Consider the following 17,624-nt stretch of genomic DNA (forward strand, 5'->3'; position numbering starts at 1 on the left):
TATCCCTCCCTCTATGTTTATATACATTCATTTTGATTGTTCAACATGTGACCTACACTCATTTTCTCTCTCTGTTTTCACTTCGCATGGAGCTAAAAGAGGAACTGACCGCTTCTATGCTTGACCGTAGCCTCTCTGCCACCTAAAAAACACTTCTTAAAGTATCATTATATATGAGTTTGTATTTCATTTAAAATATATTTACTCATGAAAAAAGCTGTTGAAAGGAAAACTTTCAACAGCTTCTTCATAATTAACGGTATAAGCGAACTGCACCTGCAGATTTATCATCCGATTGGCCAACTACTTCAAATTTCAGGCCAAGTTTTGGTAAGATGCGTCCTGCATCTGGAATTTGCTGATTAATATAAGCTTTAGAATCGTCGAATTTTGCAACACCTGGTAGTCCATTGTATTCAAATGTTCCACGAGTTGGTGATACAACTTTCCATGCTGGTGTTTGATCGAAAGAGAACGCTGCATCAGCAATTTGATAACGTGTGCTATCTTTAAATGTTGGCTTACCATTTAAAGTTCCTGCAATTGCTTCAGAATGAGAGTCAACTACACCAAGGAATCCGTATCCTGGATGCACACCAACCCAGTTATCTGTATAGCTAGAATCTGCATACCATACCACCATACCTGTGTTATATACTGGACCGCGAGCATATTTTAACGCTTCATCAGCACCAGCGTAGTTTCTCCACTCTACATAATAGTTATGGCCCTTCTTCTCAATTCCGTTTGAAACAACAAAACCATTTAACTTAAACTGAGTATCGCCTTCTGCGTCATCAGAGAATGCAACATTACCATCTACTGTTAATTTTGCATTATCAAGGGTAAATCCATTTAATGCTAAACCACCATCAGTAACATATTCAAATACAAGCTTCACTTTCTTACCTTTAAATTGGCTTAAATCATAAGATTTGTCTACCCATTTTCCAAGAGTTGTATCTGCTCCACCTTTTACATTTTTATTACCAATTGTATCGATTAATGTTTTCGATCCATCTTCTGCTACTGCATGTACTTCTAAGAAATCATAGTCTGTTTCGATTTCATATAATGATTTGTAATCAAACTTTGCATTTGTTGCATTTGTTAAATCAAATAAAGGTGTTTCTAACGTAGTATGAAGATCATCACCTTTTGTACTATAGTAGTACTTCTTACCAAATGCTGGCTCAATTCCTTTTACATCTTTATCTGGTAAATTAACACGAATCATGCCTGGTCGATCCGTTTTTGTTACACTTTGATCTAAGTATGTTGCATAACCAATTCCTCGGTTTAACTTATCATAATCTAATTCCACAATATTCACCCAGTTTCCACCAATTGTTTTTTGGAAGAACTCTTTGTTTTGCGGAGAAAAACTTGTTGGCGTTGTTCCAGCAATGTTACCTGCCCAGCTACCGCCACTCATAATAGACCATGATTGAATTGGCTCGCCCCCACCAGAATATTTTGTATCATATTCATCTGGAAGACCTAAATCATGACCATATTCATGTGCGAATACACCAACTGCTCCATCTTCTGGTTCAATTGTGTAGTCAAATGCTGCCATTTTACCGCCCCAGTACGGTACTTTCGCCTTTGTTCCCTCAATTTGGAATGGCTTTGGACCAACTGTCCAGCGGTGTGACCAAATTGCATCGTCACCTAATTTACCGCCGCCAGCTTCTTGTCCAACACCAGCGTGGATAACCATTAAGTGGTCAATCAAACCATCTGGCTGATTTTTATTGCCGTCTTCATTTACATCATATTGATCAAATTGATCAAATTCTGATAAATCAAGTCCGCTATCTACCGCTGCTTTTAATGCATCTTTGATCAGGTCACGAGGTCCTAATGGTCCTTTATTATCATGACCATCTCCAGCATCTGCACCGTAATCAGCTGCTTTACCTGGAACTGTTAACCATTTCGTAACTGTTCCATCTACTGTATAACTACCGCCAGATTGTTCCTCATAATATTTCTTAAATGTTTCAATGCTTGTCCCATCTTCTAATTTAAATGGTTCGTCACCAAATAACATTTTTTGATAATGTTGTTGGTTAAAGTCACTAGAATACATATAACCAGGCTCTTTATCGATATTATTATGTTTGAAATCAGCATACTCTACAAGCAAAACAAGTACTTTATCCTTACGAACTTCCCCATTATACTCTTTTGCTTTTGCAGGAGCCGTTGGTACTTTACCATTTAATGTACCTCTAACTGGACCTGTCCCTGCACCATTTCCATTTGCTGGATTTTCTAACTTTTCTTTTGTATCTGCCTTAGCATCTTTAACTTTCTTCAGGAAATCAGATGCTTCTTTTGTAACAGTATCCCCAGTTGCTGCTTCTTTTCCAGGTTTGTCACCCTTCTTTTTCTCTACATACTTTTCGACAGCTTTCTTTGTCTCTTCTTTAGAAGCGGATGAATCAATTACTCCACGTTTTTTAAGAGCATCAGCTAAACGCTCTTCTGGAATTAGATGATCATCAATTGGACTTGTAGCTGCTGCTTTTCCAGGTGTTTCTGCATAAACAGATTGACTACCAGCTCCAAATGAGCAACCAAGAACAGCTGCTACAGCAAGTGTCGATAACACTTTAAATGGTTTCTTTTTCATCCCTATTTTCCTCCCCCAATAAAATATGTACCAATATTAAGATAATAATAAAAATTCAGTAATTTTTCAATATTTTGTTTAATTTTGTTCTATTTTGTAACTTTCGTAATATTTTTGTAAAAATCATATATTTTTCATACAGAAATTTCTCAATATATCAGTTATTTCTGAAGATATTGATAATTTTTGATAAAACTATTACAATTTCTTTATAGAATAACAAAGTAGTAGCTTTTTATTAATTTCACCTGCAAAATATACAATAAATTAACATTATTTTCACCAAATTAACTTTTCGAAATATTATAATGTACTTAAAAGATTGTTTATTTTTTGCTTCATTACACATTAGGGAGGAATACACTTTGTACAAAGAAATGGCAGATACGCTAGATCAGGATTGGATTGATTTAATGCTTGAAGCTTTAGATGCGGGGATCGCTATTCAAGATATCGAACACTTTTTCCAACGTATGAACCAATCTACCAGAAACTAGCAGAGTAGTAGAAACGTTCTTTTTAACGAAATTTGTGTTATAATAATGACATCATAAGCCGACTACATACTTACAGAAAGGTGCGCAAAGATGATAGGAGAACGTATAAAACGCCTTCGGTTGCAAAGAGGGATTTCTTTAACAGAACTTGCTGAAAAAGCAGGTGTGGCAAAGTCTTATATTAGTTCCATTGAACGTAATTTGCAAAAGAACCCTTCCATTCAATTTCTTGAAAAAATCGCAAATGTTCTGCAAGTACCAATGGACACACTCCTTCATGACGAAACATCATCCGAAAACCAACTGGATTCGGAATGGACACACCTCGTCAAAGAAGCTATGAATTCCGGTGTCTCAAAAGAGCAATTCCGGGAATTTTTAGAGTTTACAAAATGGAAGAAAAACCAGAAGTAACATATACGCGAAGGAGTGCAAACTGGGGAGCACTCTTTTTTTATTTATAAAAAAAGCGAAAAAAAGCGGGGAATCCCCGCTTTTTTGGTGTTATTTATTATTTCTCTTCGCCTTCTGTTTGATTTGCATTGAATGTCCATTCTAAGTTTAATGCATCGCCTTGGAATTTATTTTGATCTTGACCATTATCTACAAACTCAAATTGTACCCATAGGTAGTCTTCTGTTCCAGCTTCTAAGCCGCCTTTTTCAGCCCACTCTGGAGCAAAGATATCTTTTGCTAAAACATCTGGATCTACGTTCTGTAAATCCGCTAAAGTTGTTTCATATACAGGCTCACTTTGCTTATCCCAGTTCCAAAGGAATTTTACTTTAATATGTTTACCGAAGTCTTCACCAGCGTTATCGCCTTTTGCATCTACAACTGCATATTTCGTTGCTAATTTAACATCTTTAATTGCTAATGTACCACTGTTCTTTAATAAGAACTCTTTTTTAACAGTATCCCCTGGTTTAAGGTCTTTGATATCTACAATTGTTTTAGGGTCCAAAGTAAGGTCTAACGTACCAGCTGCAAATGTATTGTTCGATACTTCTTTGTCACTAAAGTAAGCAAATGTTCCTCCACCGATTAAAGATAATCCTAATGCCGCAGAAGCGATTCCCATACCTAATTTTTTCTTTAAACTCACTTTAAATTCCCCCTAGCTATTTTTTATTGTTATCTCTTAAGGATAAGGATAAGAGGTATAACTAATAGAATGACTGTTATCTTTCTATATCCAATGTATGTACAATACCCCTTGAATTCTCTTGTTCTTTAAAAAGCTACCATAAGTTCATTATAAAGAACATAGGGGTATAATTGCAACTATAAAATAATATTAATTTTGTTATCTACAAAACTTAATTTTTCCCATACTTCATTTGCATATATCTTTTATAAAAATAAAACGCACACCCTACTAAGCCAATACCTATTAAGACCATACTGCTTTGTTGTACGCCTGTACGCGGCAGCTGCCAGTTACTATTAGTAGGTGGTTGTGCTTGATTGCTTCCCGTTTCATTTTCTGTACCTACACCATTTCCCTCTGGTCCTTCCGCATAGAAAATGAACTTCACTATTGTTTGTAACCCTTGATACTCATTTCCTAATTCTTTAGGAACATGTATCGTATAGATAAGCTCGTCAGTTCTATCAGCTGCTAATGTACGATTTTCCATACTTTGAAGTTCTTTTAGACTCCCCTCGTATAACACCTCTTGCTTCTCTTTTACAGTGACCTTAAGAGCTTCATACAGTTTTGTAGACCCTTCCGAAACCTCACTCTTTATACTATATGATAATTTCTTTGTCCCATCATTACTAATACGTATACTTCGATTTGCCCAATCTCCTGGCTTCATATTCGAAACATGAAAAAGTACTTCTTTTGGTTCAAGGCTTATATCTATTTCTCGCCGCTCCTCCGCATAGACTTGGTCAATATTTTTTGTAATACCAATGAATAATACTAAAATTAGACATGTACTCATAATAAATATCCACTTCTTATTCATCTGCATCCCTCATATAACACGAATTGCTATGGAAAAAGGCAGGAGAAACCTACCTTTTTTTTATCAATTCGATTATTTTTATGACCCTTCTGTTCTGTCTGCTTCAAAAGTCCATTTCAGCTGAAGTTGATTACCTTGGAATTCACTTTCATTTTGTTTATTGTCTACGAATTCATATTGTACATAAAGTTAATCCTACTGTTCCTGTTGCCTCCTTCCGCATTTCTCTTGAATTACATTTTTATGTTAACCTCTATATCTGTAGAAGGTATAACCAAAAAATTAGTGATTTTCATGTAAAGTGTCTGAATCTTGTTGCGGTACTTCTTCTTTCTTCTCCTCAGGTTGTTGTAATACTCGATTAGTTTCTTCCGTTTGCTCGCTTTGATTGATTTGCTCTTGTTTAGGTTTTAATGGTTGCTTTATTTCTTCTTGTTTCTGTAACTCTTTTTGCTCAGAAGGAGGTATAACTTGTTCTTGCTCTACTTTTTCAGGCGTGTTAGAAACCTGTTTCACTTTTTCATCCTCAATTTTCTTTTGCAGAGTTAGAATAAATTCTTCTATTTTTGGTACCGATATTTTCTTATCAACATTATCCTTCATACTTTTTACTTTCGTAAAACCAACTTGTACATATTGAAGTACTTCCTTACTTGAGTCGCTATTATTTACTTTTACATTTTCTATTGATTGGTTATAATAATCTTCTATTTCTGCATATATGTGTTGCAACGTTTCACGTTCGACTTTTACTTGTTCAAGCTGTTCTCTCAACTCTTTCACTTTTGGTTCAAGTATTTCTATAGAATCAGCGTGTATTTCCTTATTCATTCCTTCATCTACCTTTAAAATCAAACTCTCATGCTGCTCTGCTTTTTTCACCAAAGTATCAATCGTTTTTGGAAATACAATTGCAGTTGAAACAGTAGAATGTATTTTTGTCTCATTTACAAAAGCAGCCTCCGTATACGTAACTACTTGTGATCCCATATAGAAGACTATTGAACACATACAAGGAAACATAAGCATCGTTTTTAATTTTTTTGATGATTTTAGCATTCCAACCTCTCCCATTACTCGTATCTGATTCTTTATAAAGAACATACTTTCATTATAAATAATAGAATCCGAAAATCATAGAAAATTTTCCTGTTTTTGTTATATATAACTTTTGTATACTAGTTCAAAAATAATACCTATAGTAGGAGCAGGCTATCAATCTGATAGCCTGCTCCTATGATTACTTCTCTATACCAGCTGTTTGCTGTGCATCAAATGTCCATTTCAATTCAAGTGTATCCTCTTGGAATTGATTTTGATTTTTCTTATTATCCACAAACTCAAATTTCACTTTAAACTTGTCTTTGTTCCCAGCTTTAATACCTTTTTCATCTAATTTTTCAGCAAGTGCATCATTATTCACTATTATTAACGGTTTCCCAACTAATTCAGATAGTTTCTTTTCCTTTATAATATTATGACCTTTATCGGTATTCTTTAAGATGGTTACCTTAATATGATTACCAAAATCTTCAGTATTATCACCTTTCGCATCTTTCACAATATATTCCGAGTTTAATAAGACTTTTTCAATATCTAATGTTCCGCTGTTTACCAATTCAAAATCACGTACGATTGTATCACCAGGCTTAAGATTATTAACATTAATAATTGCTGTTGGATTTGTAGTTAAATCAAGTGTACCAGCTGCAAAGGTATTATTTGAGACTTCTTTATCGCTAAAGTACGCAAATGTTCCTACTCCAATTAAGGTAGCTCCCATAATTGCCGATGTAATTCCCATTCCTATTTTTTTCTTTAAGGTCATGTCCATATCCCCCAATGACATCTATATATTTATAATCTCTATAATAGAGAAAATAACGGAATTACACGGATTGTCCAACATCTGTAGATTTGTTTTTCTTTTCATTATCAATGCTGCGAATTGCACTGAAAATAGTAATAACAGAATACATGAGTAAACATACACCTGGAATAATTAATAGTAAGGCAGCTCCTGCTTTTGAACTCGCATAACTTAACAAGTATCCTACATATGGAACTGTAATATCTGCATATTTTCCAATAACATTTTCCGCTAAGACTGGTTTTAAATCTGGCCCATTATTATTGTCACCCTTTGTTTCATACATGACTTTCCCATTTGCATTTTTCACACCAATAATACGGTGAGTTACAATTTTTTTCTCATCTTCTTTAAAAGTAATTACATCACCTTTTTTATATTTAGATCCATCTTTCGTTGGTTCAATCGCAATAATTGATCCTGTTAAAAATGTTGGTTCCATTGATCCAGATAGTACCGTTTTAAATTGATATCCCATTACAGTCGGATCCCCGCCGCTTGCTTTGGATGAAATAACAACAAACGCCAAGCAAACCATCAACGCAAATAAAACAAATGAGATGACGTTACTAATAATCTTCCAAACTAGTTTCACCCGTATCTCCTCCTCTTTATTATGTATATGTACGTAAAAACTAGGATATCCCAAGACGTTCTTAAAAGAGAACTTAAATTAATACTATAATGAACGAACAAAAAACACAATAAAAAATAGGCAATTGATCATTGCCTATTTCACTTCTGAAGCCGCTTTCTTTTTAGCCCGTCTTACCACATATAAACCGATTATCATTACACTAATAATTCCAGCTCCAATACCTATCATCCATCCAAAAGGATACGTAGGTTCAGCTGGTTTTATATTTGTTTTCGGCATTGCAAATGTAACATCTTCTTTAGAAAGAACATTAATACTGCCTATTGTTTGATTATTTTTTGTAACATCAACTGTTCCAACTACTTCACCACGGTGAATTCCATTTTGATACAATGTGCTTTTCTCAATAGGAGTAGTTCGAAAAACAGTTTTAACATTTTTTCCTTCATCTTTCTTTAACATAAACTCCGCACTTTGTTCTAGTTCACAATCTATGTCTTTATCTAAATACGTTGCCTTCTGATGCCAATTATTTTTATCTATCACCATTTGCTTCGCAAATTGCGAAAAGGAATGATCCGCAATTTGACGCATATCTTCGTAAATTTCTGGTTTTTGTGATGCCATCACAACATTAACAATACGGTTACCATCTTTCTCATTTAATAATACAAGCGTATTGCGAGCTTCATTTGTAAAACCTGTTTTTCCGCCAATACTATATGGATTTTCAAAATAATTCGCTTTATTAAAAATAGAAACCGTTTGTCTAGACGTAGTAACCGTTGTCCGTTTCGTATTCATAGCTTGTAAAATTTCAGGATATTGCTGAACCCCTCTTGTGATCATTGCCATATCATATGCCGTCGTATAATGATTCGGATCATGTAAGCCATTCGGCGTTATAAAATGACTATCCTTTGCCCCTAACTGCTTCGCTTTCTCATTCATCATCTTCGAAAAGTTTTCTATGCTTCCGCCAATCCGTTCACCAATCGCATACGCAACATCATTTGCACTTAATACCATTAAAACTGTTAGCGCTGTATTACGATCGATTGTTTCACCTACTTGAAATTCAAGTTGATAATTACTCTTTTCCTGATCTAATGCAAGTTGTGAAAACGTAAATTGATCCTCTGGCTTCGCATGCTCCATTAATAAAATAGCCGTCAACACTTTCGTCATACTTGCCGGAAATGCACGTTGATATGCATTTTTGTCGTACAAAACATCTCCTGTTTTCGCATCAATTGAAACTGCAAATTGACCAAATACATTCGGACCAGGTGTCGGTGTTGGTGTTGGTGTTGGTGTCGGCACCGCCCCAGTACCAGTTTCGGCGTACAATGTCATAGGTGTTAAAAAGAAGACACACATCACCACCATAAAAACCATAATTTTCTTACAATTTACCATATGACTCTCCCTCTTCTATTTTCTTTTGCCTTATATACTAATTCTACCAATCCGACATGAAATTGGTATTAAAATGGAAACTCAATTACCATTGTTCACTATATCATAATTTTACATAGAAAGACATAATCATACGAATAAAAATAAGAAGGACTCATTCTTTCTTATCCTTCTCATCGGCCAATAAATCTATTAAATTATTCCCGGCTTCCTCTTCTGTAATCTCATCGGTCATTCCCATAAAAGACCACCCTTTTGAATCTATCCATTCAATAAACTCATCTAAAAACTCATCATGAGAGACATCAACATCAAGAATCGCACCATTGATTGAAATCGTTCTATTTCTGGGTACACGCATCTTGAAAGATTTTCTTACCATTTGTATATACCTCTTTAATCTATAATGTATTTATAAATCTATTTTCTATTTCTGTTATACCCTATTTCCACGAAATTGTAAAAAGAAGATCCTACCAAAACAAATATAAATTTTATATTTACTTGCTATGTTGCTTAATATAATCATCATATGCAGGTATGGCACTAGCATCACCAGCACCAGCTTTCGCACTGTTAAACACATCTCTCGATTGCAATCTGTTCTGTCCGATATCAAGATCGTGTAAAATACGGTGAACATATACTAAAGCTGTTGTATCATGATTTTGAATTGAAATACGAAGCAATATTCTAGCTCGTTCTAAATCTTCCTTTAAATTGCCTTTAGACAATGAAGCAGCTTCTATTAAAGTGGTATCAATTAACTTGAATCCCGATTCATTCTCTTCCCAAGCTGGAGCATCCGCCTTCTCAAAATTCTCATGTCTTTCCCAACCTGTAATCGAATTTAAATCACTATGCATTTCTCTTATCTTCATTCCAATATCTTTTGATTTATCTACCTCTTCGATTTGCTCAGTTTCCTCAGCTTTCATTTCCGCCTTATCTGTTTTAGTAAAAAACATAATGCTACCAAATATCAATCCACTTAAAACAAGCCCACCCATAACAAAAACAGTCCATTCTCCACTCCTTCTAAACAAAGTGACACCCCCCTTCAAATTATCCCCTATTTTAAATTATATCAATTTCAAATCACATTATAGGATAAAGCTACTACTCAATCTGATAAAAGGCGAAAAATCCCTTCAACTTTATGAGTAAATCATTCGCTTATTTACTATTAAACTACATGAAAATGTGCCTTCAATAAAATATAGGCGTGGTATTCTATCAAATTCCATTTTTAATATTGTAGTTAAAAACTATTGTAAGGTGCCACTTAATTTTGTATAATCAACCTAACAGAATTATCAGATATATCAAAAAGAAACTTTTTCATCATGATCCCGTAGCTCAGCAGGGAGAGCGCCACCTTGACAGTTTTGTCATCGGAGTCCCCAAAATTGGGGAGTCTGCTATCTCAATGGTATCAATACTTGAGAGGCTATTCCCAAAAGCTGAAACTGTGGGGGTTCTATATAAACACTCAACTCGTAAAGAGGACTACTTAAAGTTAACCTGTGAAGGTTGGCTAGGTAGTCCTCTTTTTTGTGTGCAACTACATAGAAAGGATTGGCGAGTTATGCTATTACGTTTTGCTATGAAGGAGTTCCAGGAAGAGAAAGAATACAACAACCTATCTCATAGGACAATTGAGGTCTACATGGCTACACTAAATGAATTCCGTAACTTTTGCTCCGAGCTGGAGATAGTTGATTTAAGAGATATTCGAGAGGTAACTGTAAAGTCCTACCTCAGATACTGCAAGAAAACGAGAGGGAACGGTGTAGTCACTTGCAACTCAAAGTTACACCACTTGAGGATATTCTTTAACTACTGGCAAAACGAGGAGGTAATAGAACACAAGGACAACCCTGTGAGGAAGCTCAAACCTGCTAAGGAAGATACTAAGATAGAAGTCTTCACAGATTATCACATTCAACAAATGCTTAGGTATTACCGTAGGTTAAAAACTAGAGATAAATCATTCTTTGGTTACAGAGATCACGCTATCATAGTGCTGCTGCTGAGTACGGGAATCCGTCTAGGTGAACTCGTGAATATACAGTGGAAGGATATTGACTTAATAAACCAAACAGTCGTCCTCTTTGGTAAAGCGAGGAAACAACAAAGTATACCTATCACAGATAAGCTAACAAAGGAAATATGTGAATGGAGAATCTTTGTAGAGAAGGAGCTGGGGAGTTTACCGCAATATCTTTTCACCTCGAGGGAAGGAAAGCAACTTACACCTAATGCAGTAAAGCTGATCTTTAAGAGGTTATCTAAGGTAATGAACTTCAATGACGTACGTTTAAGCTGCCATACTTTCCGACATAGCTTTGCTCACAGATGTATCATGCAAGGAATGGACGTATTTACTTTGCAGAAGCTCCTCAGACACTCAAACCTCAGAATGACTGAAAGGTATTTATCTCTGTGGGGAACAGCTCTACGAGAGCAGAATGACAAGTTTAATCCACTTAATTCACTTGAGATTTAAGACAAATAAAAAGAGAGCCCTCCTAGTTTGGCGACCGGAAAGGGCTCTCTTACAGCTACAGAAACTCTGAAGGAGCTTCCTTATTTGCTATTGTATCATGCTCATTGGTACTAGCTCAAGGGTTGTTCCTTCTATAAAGATGGAGGACTATATAATGAAGGAACTAAGGCAATATGAAAGCTTTCAGTCTGTTGCTGAGATGGACAAAACTATTGACCGGACTCTTAAGGAATATAATTTAAAGGACAGCGAACGAGTAATACTTCTAAAACTATCAAACTACTCATGTAAATTCGTTGGAGTTAGCTACCTCAAGAATAACACGTTAGCTGATCTAACAGGATACTCTAAGCGTACTATTCAGCGTGCCCTCAAGCGTTTCAGCAAATTAGGTATCATTACTCGCATTGAACAGTTTAAACCTGTTAAGGGTGGCTACTCAGCTTTTATCTGTGTAATTAACCCTTTCGAGCGTCACCATGAGTTGGCACCTCGTAAAGAAGCTACTGAGCCTACTCCCGAGCAACCTGAGGAGTCATCTCACGAGAACGAAGCCATTAACTCTAAAACAAACCCTAAAGAATTAAAGATACGTAATAGCGCACCTCTTAGTATTGATGAGCTAGATTCATCTTATTTGGCTAGCTCATGTGTACCTGTGGAATTTATCAATACAGTATCCCCTTTCTTCGGTACAGCTAAGGAGATCTATTCTCTGTGGGGAAAAGTTAAATTGGCTGCTAACAAGTACGCACCTGATTTAGTTGATACAACTGAGGTGGCAATCTCAGCATTTAAACAATCTGTGTTTGCTCTGAAGATGAGCAAAATTAGAAAAGACTTCAAAGGTTACTTGTTTGGCGTTCTCGCAAAGATGATGTCTGTTGAGCAAAGAAAGCTTAAGTGTAAGCTATTTGATTTCCTACAAGGTTAACCTGAGAAGAACCACACATTATTATTACTTATCAGTAATAATCCCTAGCAACTGGTCGTTGTCCTACATCGTGTGATCTACTGAGCTGGCTCATATTGTTAATGCTCGATTGTATGCCAAGGGTGGTAACTAATCAGGTTGCTGTCCAGTAGTGGCTCTCTAGGGCCGTCCTCAGGGGTTTTGCACCTACAGAGCTGGCAACTAATCAGGCACACAATCGAGAATGACCTCTTAAACTGTCTTGTACGAGGTTCTACGAAGGTAACCTATGCATTTGCATCTGTTTAACCCATCTCATTTGTATAAGCCTATAAGATGCGTATACGGAGTTCTCCCTGCTCAGTATAAACTCTAGTGATGTTTCCTCACTAAAGAAAATAAATTCAAAAAAGTTAAATAATTGGGTTGCGCAACTCTTTTATACCATGTTATTATGAGTACATAAGCAAGGAGGTGAACACATGCAGGAGAAACAACTCAGATATTTCACCAAGATTATGAACACCTACTCGCTGGATAGCATTGAAGAGGCTCAAAGATTCTACAAACTGTTTAGCGCTCTCAAGTTACTACCACAGAGTAAGCGTAAGGAATTAGTAGATCTAGCTTTTGAGCGCATCAATGAAGGTAAATCTATATTGGATAAGTAAACACAAATAACCCTGCTCGGTGATTGTACTTTGGCGAGTACACCGAACAAGGCTACGCAATTCAGTCGAACCTAAAAGGCTCTTTCCTCCCTATAGTATCATGAGCAGGAATAGCTGTAAAGGTTCGACCTCATAGGAGGCGAATAAGTTGAAACTCAAAGACTGGGTTAAGTCAACCTTAGTAGCTGGCGGCAGTATAAGCTTCCTCTATGCAGTCGGTTACATTGTTTCACTCATGATTGTACACCTGTAAGCATCACCTATCTCGTGTAAATAAAACTAAAGGGAGAGATTATTTATGACAACAAACACTATTCAACCAACTAAAATGGATATGGTAATGGAGGAGATTGACACGTTAGTTTCAACCTTCCAAGACTCACTATCTCGTATTACTAATAAAGTTTGCAAAGTGGATACATTTCAACTAGGCCTTACATATGTAGTTATCCTCCGAGCTGGTACAATCTCTAAAACTCTTAGTTTTAACCTGAATGAATTAACTGAGGAGAGTTTTTAACTTAAGAAGTAATAACTATTGAGCCGGCCTCCTGAGTCGGCTCCTTTGTTTTGCTATAGTCTAAAGTTAAAACTATCTCCATAGCTGAAAGCTGTGATTTACCATCAATCTCAAGAGCTTTATGTTCACCAAACTCATCATAAGCAGACACTCCCCTAGAGTTGATAATTTAGCTATACCCTCTTTGTTCCCCTCATGGGTTTGAACAAGATTAGATTCAAAAGCCCACTCTCTTACGCTCTTAAAGTTTTCTTTCCTAGAATGCTTATTAGCCACAAAGAATTGATTTAAACCTTTGGATGTTACTATTGTTAAATTAAACCCACCAGGCATCTTATCTTTGGCAAGCTCTTTAGGATCCACTTCTTTGAATACATCCGTAACATTTTTATAACCTATCATGTCACAAATATCTTTTGCCACGAACCATCTAGTACCATTCTCCTCACGAGCTCTCAAATTTCCGAACTCTGATTCTATGATATTAAACATCAAAATCCCTCCTCGGTGGTATTTATTTTCATTATATGGTTGTCTTCGCCACCTGTAAACATATTATTAATATGTATTAATATAGTAATAACGAGGTAATATCTAGCACTACAGGGTAAGTCGAGCACCATCATTTTCTTTACATCTTCAGAGAAACTAGGGAAGTAATTCTCGATGAATTCAGCCTCTTTCTAGTATGTACACAAAAATAGCTGACTCCTCGTGAGTCAGCTTCAATGTTTATTCCTAGGAGTTTACCATCTATCGTATATCTGAAAGCGTTCGTATATCTATCAGTGTACATTTTCATAAGTTGCTGCTCGTTCGTTTCGTCCATGTTAGCTACGTGACGAGCTAGGTGAACTTGACCACCTCGTGAGTATACAACTTCCACTAGATACATATTGATATAGCATCACTCCTTAAGTTTAATCTGATACAGTTTCTAATTGAAGGAAACGCAAACGAGCTTCCTCCTCAGCTAGCCCTACTAGATACTCCATCTCGTTAATGATTTCTGATTTAATAGATTGGATATTAACGAGAGCGGCTAGCATGTCAACTAAAGGGAAATGCGCTTGCTCGAGGTCTTCAATAGTTTCACCTTTGATGTGATGTATTTGTTTGTAGATCGTATCTGAGGAGTTAAATGTATAGGTTACGTTTAATCGCATGTACCTCATTTGTTTTCACCTCCGAAGTCAAACAGTGCACTTAAGTTAACATCGGAAGGATTCTCCACGTTACTTTTAGACAAGCGATACTTACGAGACAGGCCAAGCTCGTCTATTAATCTGATATAGCGACTCTCGAAGTCTGCCATAGATACCTTCTCGTTAACCGCATATTTCATATTAGCATTCTTCCTACGAGCCTTAATAAGGTTAATGAGAGCTAGGTCAAGTGTCTCTAAGTCTAGTTTGTCTAACTCGTACTTCTCGTTGTAATGATCGAATGTTTCTCTGTACCATTGTTTTTCTTCCTCAGTTAGATCTGCTACAAAGTCTTTCACATAGATGCCATGTACGTAGTGATTCCCTCCATAGCTACCATTCTTCTTTAGGTTCTCTAGTGCTCGTGCTTTACCTTCGGGAGTTGTTGGCCCACTACGGTGTGTTAAATTTGCTAGTGATCGAGCTTTTGATTCAGCAGACTTAAATTGTCCTAGATTTTCACTCATGTTATCTACCTCCTATTTAATACCTAGTGATTTTACGTAAGCTTTGTATTCCTCTTGGAATGATTCCTTCTCTTGAGCAATTGTATCCAAAGTTGTTTTAATAGCTCGGTAAACTTCTTCGGGACTGTACTCCATAAGTTGTTCTTCCTCACTTATTTCTCCAAAGAGCCGAGCAGTCTTTACTTGAGGGAATGCTACCAAGCTGACCTCACGAATACGTGAAGGATTGTCTTTCTCGTCAGTGTAGAAGGAGATGGAAACCTTTTTAGCTAATCCTTTTTGTACACGCTGCTTAATGGAATCCTCTACAATGCGTAGTTTCCCCATCAGCTTTCCCCCTACTACAGATACCTGCTCGAGGAAGCCTACTGAGTCTCGTACACTCTCTGAGTGGTCTAACTGGATAGGAATCATATCCTCAGAGTTAAACGAATCAGCAAGGGCTTGTAGATGGTTTACAGTGTAAGTCTTACCTCTGTGGTTACCTGTGGAGAAAAGCTCGGCATCTTTAAGTAAGTCTTCACCTTCTTCGGAGAATGACTCCACTAATTCACCTGTATTGTCGAACTTCATGAGTTTCATATGTTTCACCTCGTTAGTGTATAATCAAAGATAGGAGATAACCGAGACGGCTACCTCCTATAGTTTCAATTAACCTTCAATATTCTGTAAAAGGTAGATACCTTTAGGGTCAGTGATGTAGCATTCTACGAAGCGGCTAACTCGTAAAATAGTCGTTTCATCTTCATCTTGATTATATGTCATAGAGCGTAAGCCACCGTCAGCATCAGCAATATCACCGATCATACCACGCTGTACAAATAAGACTTTATCGTCACCAAAATTAATATCAACTAAGATATCCAAACCTAAAATAGTTCCGATATAACCTTTTAATAAAGCGATATCTGTATTGTTAACTTTTAGAGCATCGCGGATTTGTTTGTTCTTCACTAGGAGACCATGTGTTTTAGGGGAGATTACCATCGTGTCGTACTCGTAGCCAGCTTTGATACCTTCTGTTTGAGCATCTACAATGTCGCTAATCATTTGGTCTGCTCCAAGAGTTGCATTATTCCAGAAAGCATCGACTGTACCAGTAGTAGCGCCTGTCTTAGTACGTCCAAGTTTACCGACAGCGTTCTCGATACGATCATACCCAAGCGAGTTGACCATGTTAACTACAGAGTTGGATAGTTTGTTGAAGCCACGCTCAAAGGTACTACTAGCTCCAAATCGTTGCATCTCGTACGAGAACGCCATCTCTAAGCCGTACTTACGGATCATAGCTAGTTTAGCTTCTTCACTAAGCCCAACACGTTTGTATCCCGAGCCTTCACCTACCTCTGGTACTTCTTCATAAGCATATAAGCCGTTAACATCTGCATCAGCATCTTTAAAGTACTTGATAGCTAAAGAGTCTACACTAGCTTTTGCAAACAGTACATCTGCAATAAAACGCTTTTGAGTTAAATCCTTGAAACGTTTGTCTAAGAATTGCTTCTTAAGTAGTGGGTGTTGTCCTAAAGTTAAATCTGCCATATTGTCCTCCTGTGCTCAACCTCTCGAGGGAGCTACAAATGTATTTGCCTACTTTAGTTTTACAGCAAGGTGAGAGCCAACCCCTGTTTATTCAATAGAAGTAGCAAACCTTCGAATCAACTCTTCAGCTCCATCCTGTTGGATTTCCGCACCTAGTTTGTTAAACTTCAAAGGCTTGCTGCCTCTATCGAATAATTGATTAATCCTGCTCACGAGTACCGATAAACTGTTGGATACGTCTTAACGTTTGTACGCTGAAATTGAACTTATTGTTTTTCCATCTAGAAATTACAGACTTACTGAGACCGACTTTTGTAGCAATAAAAACCAATGTAGTACCGTGCCTCTCTTGATACCTCTTTAGTTCCTTTCTCACTTGTTCATTCATTCGGTCATTCATTTAATCCATCCCCCTATATAATCATGTTCATTAGTTATTGAACCTTGTTAGTAAAAAAGTACCTACATAGCCTCAGGAACCATGTAGGCTAAACCTCTCAGGAAGGTCATATATATGTTTAATCTGAGATAGCAACGCTCTTGAGTCCCCACTCAGTCGTGGCATTATCTATCTCAATAGGACAACCAATCTTTAAAACTCTCAAAATTACCCCTTCATATAGGTAGATACCAAAAGTGTTTAGTCTCTCAAAAGATGCCTCTATAAGGTACTTACCAAAACTGTTTCACTTACTAAAAGTAAAAATTGACAGCCATGCACCTTTGATGCTCTTACTCTTAAGATTACAGTTTTATTACAAATTAATTGGGGTTACACCTCGGTAGTAAAACACAA

21 protein-coding genes and 1 pseudogene are annotated in these 17,624 nt (G+C 36.6%); 6 read left to right on the forward strand and 16 right to left on the reverse strand.

The genetic code is table 11. From position 1 onward, the window contains the following. Window positions 1–253 precede the first annotated feature (253 nt). Window positions 254–2,641 (reverse strand): immune inhibitor A domain-containing protein, encoded by a 2,388-nt coding sequence (locus tag M014_RS0108855; RefSeq protein WP_026591406.1) that lies wholly within the window; start codon window positions 2,639–2,641, stop codon window positions 254–256. 365 nt (window positions 2,642–3,006) lie between these two features. On the opposite strand from M014_RS0108855, the gene M014_RS0108860 reads away from it, so the two are divergent. Continuing rightward, a complete protein-coding gene (locus M014_RS0108860) occupies window positions 3,007–3,138 on the forward strand; it encodes an anti-repressor SinI family protein (RefSeq protein WP_026591407.1) in 132 nt (43 codons plus the stop codon). A gap of 90 nt (window positions 3,139–3,228) precedes the next feature. After that, window positions 3,229–3,552, forward strand: a complete 324-nt coding sequence (locus M014_RS0108865) for a helix-turn-helix domain-containing protein (RefSeq protein WP_026591408.1) — start codon at window positions 3,229–3,231, stop codon at window positions 3,550–3,552. Window positions 3,553–3,649: 97 nt separating this feature from the next. Here the strand turns inward: M014_RS0108865 and calY are convergent, their stop codons facing one another. From calY to M014_RS0108905, 9 genes and pseudogenes are all read right to left on the reverse strand, one after another. After that, window positions 3,650–4,243 (reverse strand): biofilm matrix protein CalY, encoded by a 594-nt coding sequence (calY, locus tag M014_RS0108870; RefSeq protein ID WP_026591409.1) that lies wholly within the window; start codon window positions 4,241–4,243, stop codon window positions 3,650–3,652. Between the two features lie 214 nt (window positions 4,244–4,457). Then, window positions 4,458–5,114: a TasA family protein gene (locus tag M014_RS0108875; RefSeq protein ID WP_026591410.1), complete on the reverse strand. Its 657-nt coding sequence runs from the start codon at window positions 5,112–5,114 to the stop codon at window positions 4,458–4,460. A 78-nt stretch (window positions 5,115–5,192) separates the two neighbouring features. After that, a pseudogene (locus M014_RS28115) lies at window positions 5,193–5,291 on the reverse strand (TasA family protein); the annotation flags it as partial. 105 nt (window positions 5,292–5,396) lie between these two features. Further along, the gene (locus tag M014_RS26635) at window positions 5,397–6,173 is read right to left on the reverse strand and encodes a DUF4047 domain-containing protein (protein WP_035414754.1); all 777 of its coding nucleotides are present in this window, start codon (window positions 6,171–6,173) and stop codon (window positions 5,397–5,399) included. Window positions 6,174–6,354: 181 nt separating this feature from the next. Then, window positions 6,355–6,942: a TasA family protein gene (locus tag M014_RS0108885; protein ID WP_026591411.1), complete on the reverse strand. Its 588-nt coding sequence runs from the start codon at window positions 6,940–6,942 to the stop codon at window positions 6,355–6,357. A gap of 61 nt (window positions 6,943–7,003) precedes the next feature. After that, window positions 7,004–7,579 (reverse strand): signal peptidase I SipW, encoded by a 576-nt coding sequence (gene sipW, locus M014_RS0108890; RefSeq protein WP_026591412.1) that lies wholly within the window; start codon window positions 7,577–7,579, stop codon window positions 7,004–7,006. A gap of 135 nt (window positions 7,580–7,714) precedes the next feature. Beyond that, window positions 7,715–9,001: a D-alanyl-D-alanine carboxypeptidase family protein gene (locus M014_RS0108895; protein ID WP_026591413.1), complete on the reverse strand. Its 1,287-nt coding sequence runs from the start codon at window positions 8,999–9,001 to the stop codon at window positions 7,715–7,717. A 154-nt stretch (window positions 9,002–9,155) separates the two neighbouring features. Beyond that, window positions 9,156–9,383 carry a hypothetical protein gene (locus tag M014_RS0108900; RefSeq protein WP_026591414.1) on the reverse strand — a complete coding sequence of 76 codons (228 nt, stop codon included), beginning with the start codon at window positions 9,381–9,383 and terminating at the stop codon, window positions 9,156–9,158. A gap of 118 nt (window positions 9,384–9,501) precedes the next feature. Beyond that, window positions 9,502–10,047, reverse strand: coding sequence for a hypothetical protein (locus M014_RS0108905; protein ID WP_026591415.1), 546 nt, complete (start codon window positions 10,045–10,047; stop codon window positions 9,502–9,504). 542 nt (window positions 10,048–10,589) lie between these two features. On the opposite strand from M014_RS0108905, the gene M014_RS0108910 reads away from it, so the two are divergent. The 4 genes from M014_RS0108910 (at window position 10,590) to M014_RS30450 (ending at window position 13,614) form a co-directional block, all read left to right on the forward strand. Beyond that, window positions 10,590–11,510 carry a tyrosine-type recombinase/integrase gene (locus M014_RS0108910; protein ID WP_026591416.1) on the forward strand — a complete coding sequence of 307 codons (921 nt, stop codon included), beginning with the start codon at window positions 10,590–10,592 and terminating at the stop codon, window positions 11,508–11,510. Between the two features lie 154 nt (window positions 11,511–11,664). Continuing rightward, complete coding sequence (locus M014_RS0108915; RefSeq protein WP_026591417.1) at window positions 11,665–12,444, forward strand: helix-turn-helix domain-containing protein; 780 nt, start codon at window positions 11,665–11,667, stop codon at window positions 12,442–12,444. Window positions 12,445–12,905: 461 nt separating this feature from the next. Then, on the forward strand, window positions 12,906–13,094 hold the full coding sequence (locus tag M014_RS0108920; protein ID WP_026591418.1) for a hypothetical protein: 189 nt from the start codon (window positions 12,906–12,908) through the stop codon (window positions 13,092–13,094). A 298-nt stretch (window positions 13,095–13,392) separates the two neighbouring features. After that, window positions 13,393–13,614: a hypothetical protein gene (locus tag M014_RS30450; protein ID WP_026591419.1), complete on the forward strand. Its 222-nt coding sequence runs from the start codon at window positions 13,393–13,395 to the stop codon at window positions 13,612–13,614. A 72-nt stretch (window positions 13,615–13,686) separates the two neighbouring features. Here M014_RS30450 and M014_RS0108935 read toward each other — a convergent pair whose 3' ends face one another. The 6 genes from M014_RS0108935 to M014_RS26640 all read right to left on the reverse strand — a co-directional run bounded on the left by M014_RS0108935 (window position 13,687) and on the right by M014_RS26640 (window position 17,228). Then, complete coding sequence (locus tag M014_RS0108935) at window positions 13,687–14,106, reverse strand: BRO family protein (RefSeq protein WP_026591420.1); 420 nt, start codon at window positions 14,104–14,106, stop codon at window positions 13,687–13,689. 428 nt (window positions 14,107–14,534) lie between these two features. Further along, window positions 14,535–14,789, reverse strand: coding sequence for a hypothetical protein (locus tag M014_RS0108945; protein WP_026591422.1), 255 nt, complete (start codon window positions 14,787–14,789; stop codon window positions 14,535–14,537). Beyond that, window positions 14,786–15,286: a hypothetical protein gene (locus M014_RS0108950; RefSeq protein WP_026591423.1), complete on the reverse strand. Its 501-nt coding sequence runs from the start codon at window positions 15,284–15,286 to the stop codon at window positions 14,786–14,788. The genes M014_RS0108945 and M014_RS0108950 overlap by 4 nt, the downstream gene beginning before the upstream one ends. A 12-nt stretch (window positions 15,287–15,298) precedes the next feature. Continuing rightward, on the reverse strand, window positions 15,299–15,613 hold the full coding sequence (locus tag M014_RS30010; protein WP_231503919.1) for a hypothetical protein: 315 nt from the start codon (window positions 15,611–15,613) through the stop codon (window positions 15,299–15,301). Between the two features lie 324 nt (window positions 15,614–15,937). Further along, complete coding sequence (locus M014_RS0108960) at window positions 15,938–16,828, reverse strand: phage major capsid protein (protein WP_026591425.1); 891 nt, start codon at window positions 16,826–16,828, stop codon at window positions 15,938–15,940. Window positions 16,829–17,027: 199 nt separating this feature from the next. Continuing rightward, entirely contained in the window at window positions 17,028–17,228 is a 201-nt protein-coding gene (locus tag M014_RS26640; RefSeq protein ID WP_035414756.1) for a helix-turn-helix transcriptional regulator, read from the reverse strand. Between the last annotated feature and the right edge of the window lie 396 nt (window positions 17,229–17,624).

The organism is Bacillus sp. UNC437CL72CviS29, assembly GCF_000482345.1.
Lineage (GTDB): Bacteria > Bacillota > Bacilli > Bacillales > Bacillaceae_G > Bacillus_A > Bacillus_A arachidis.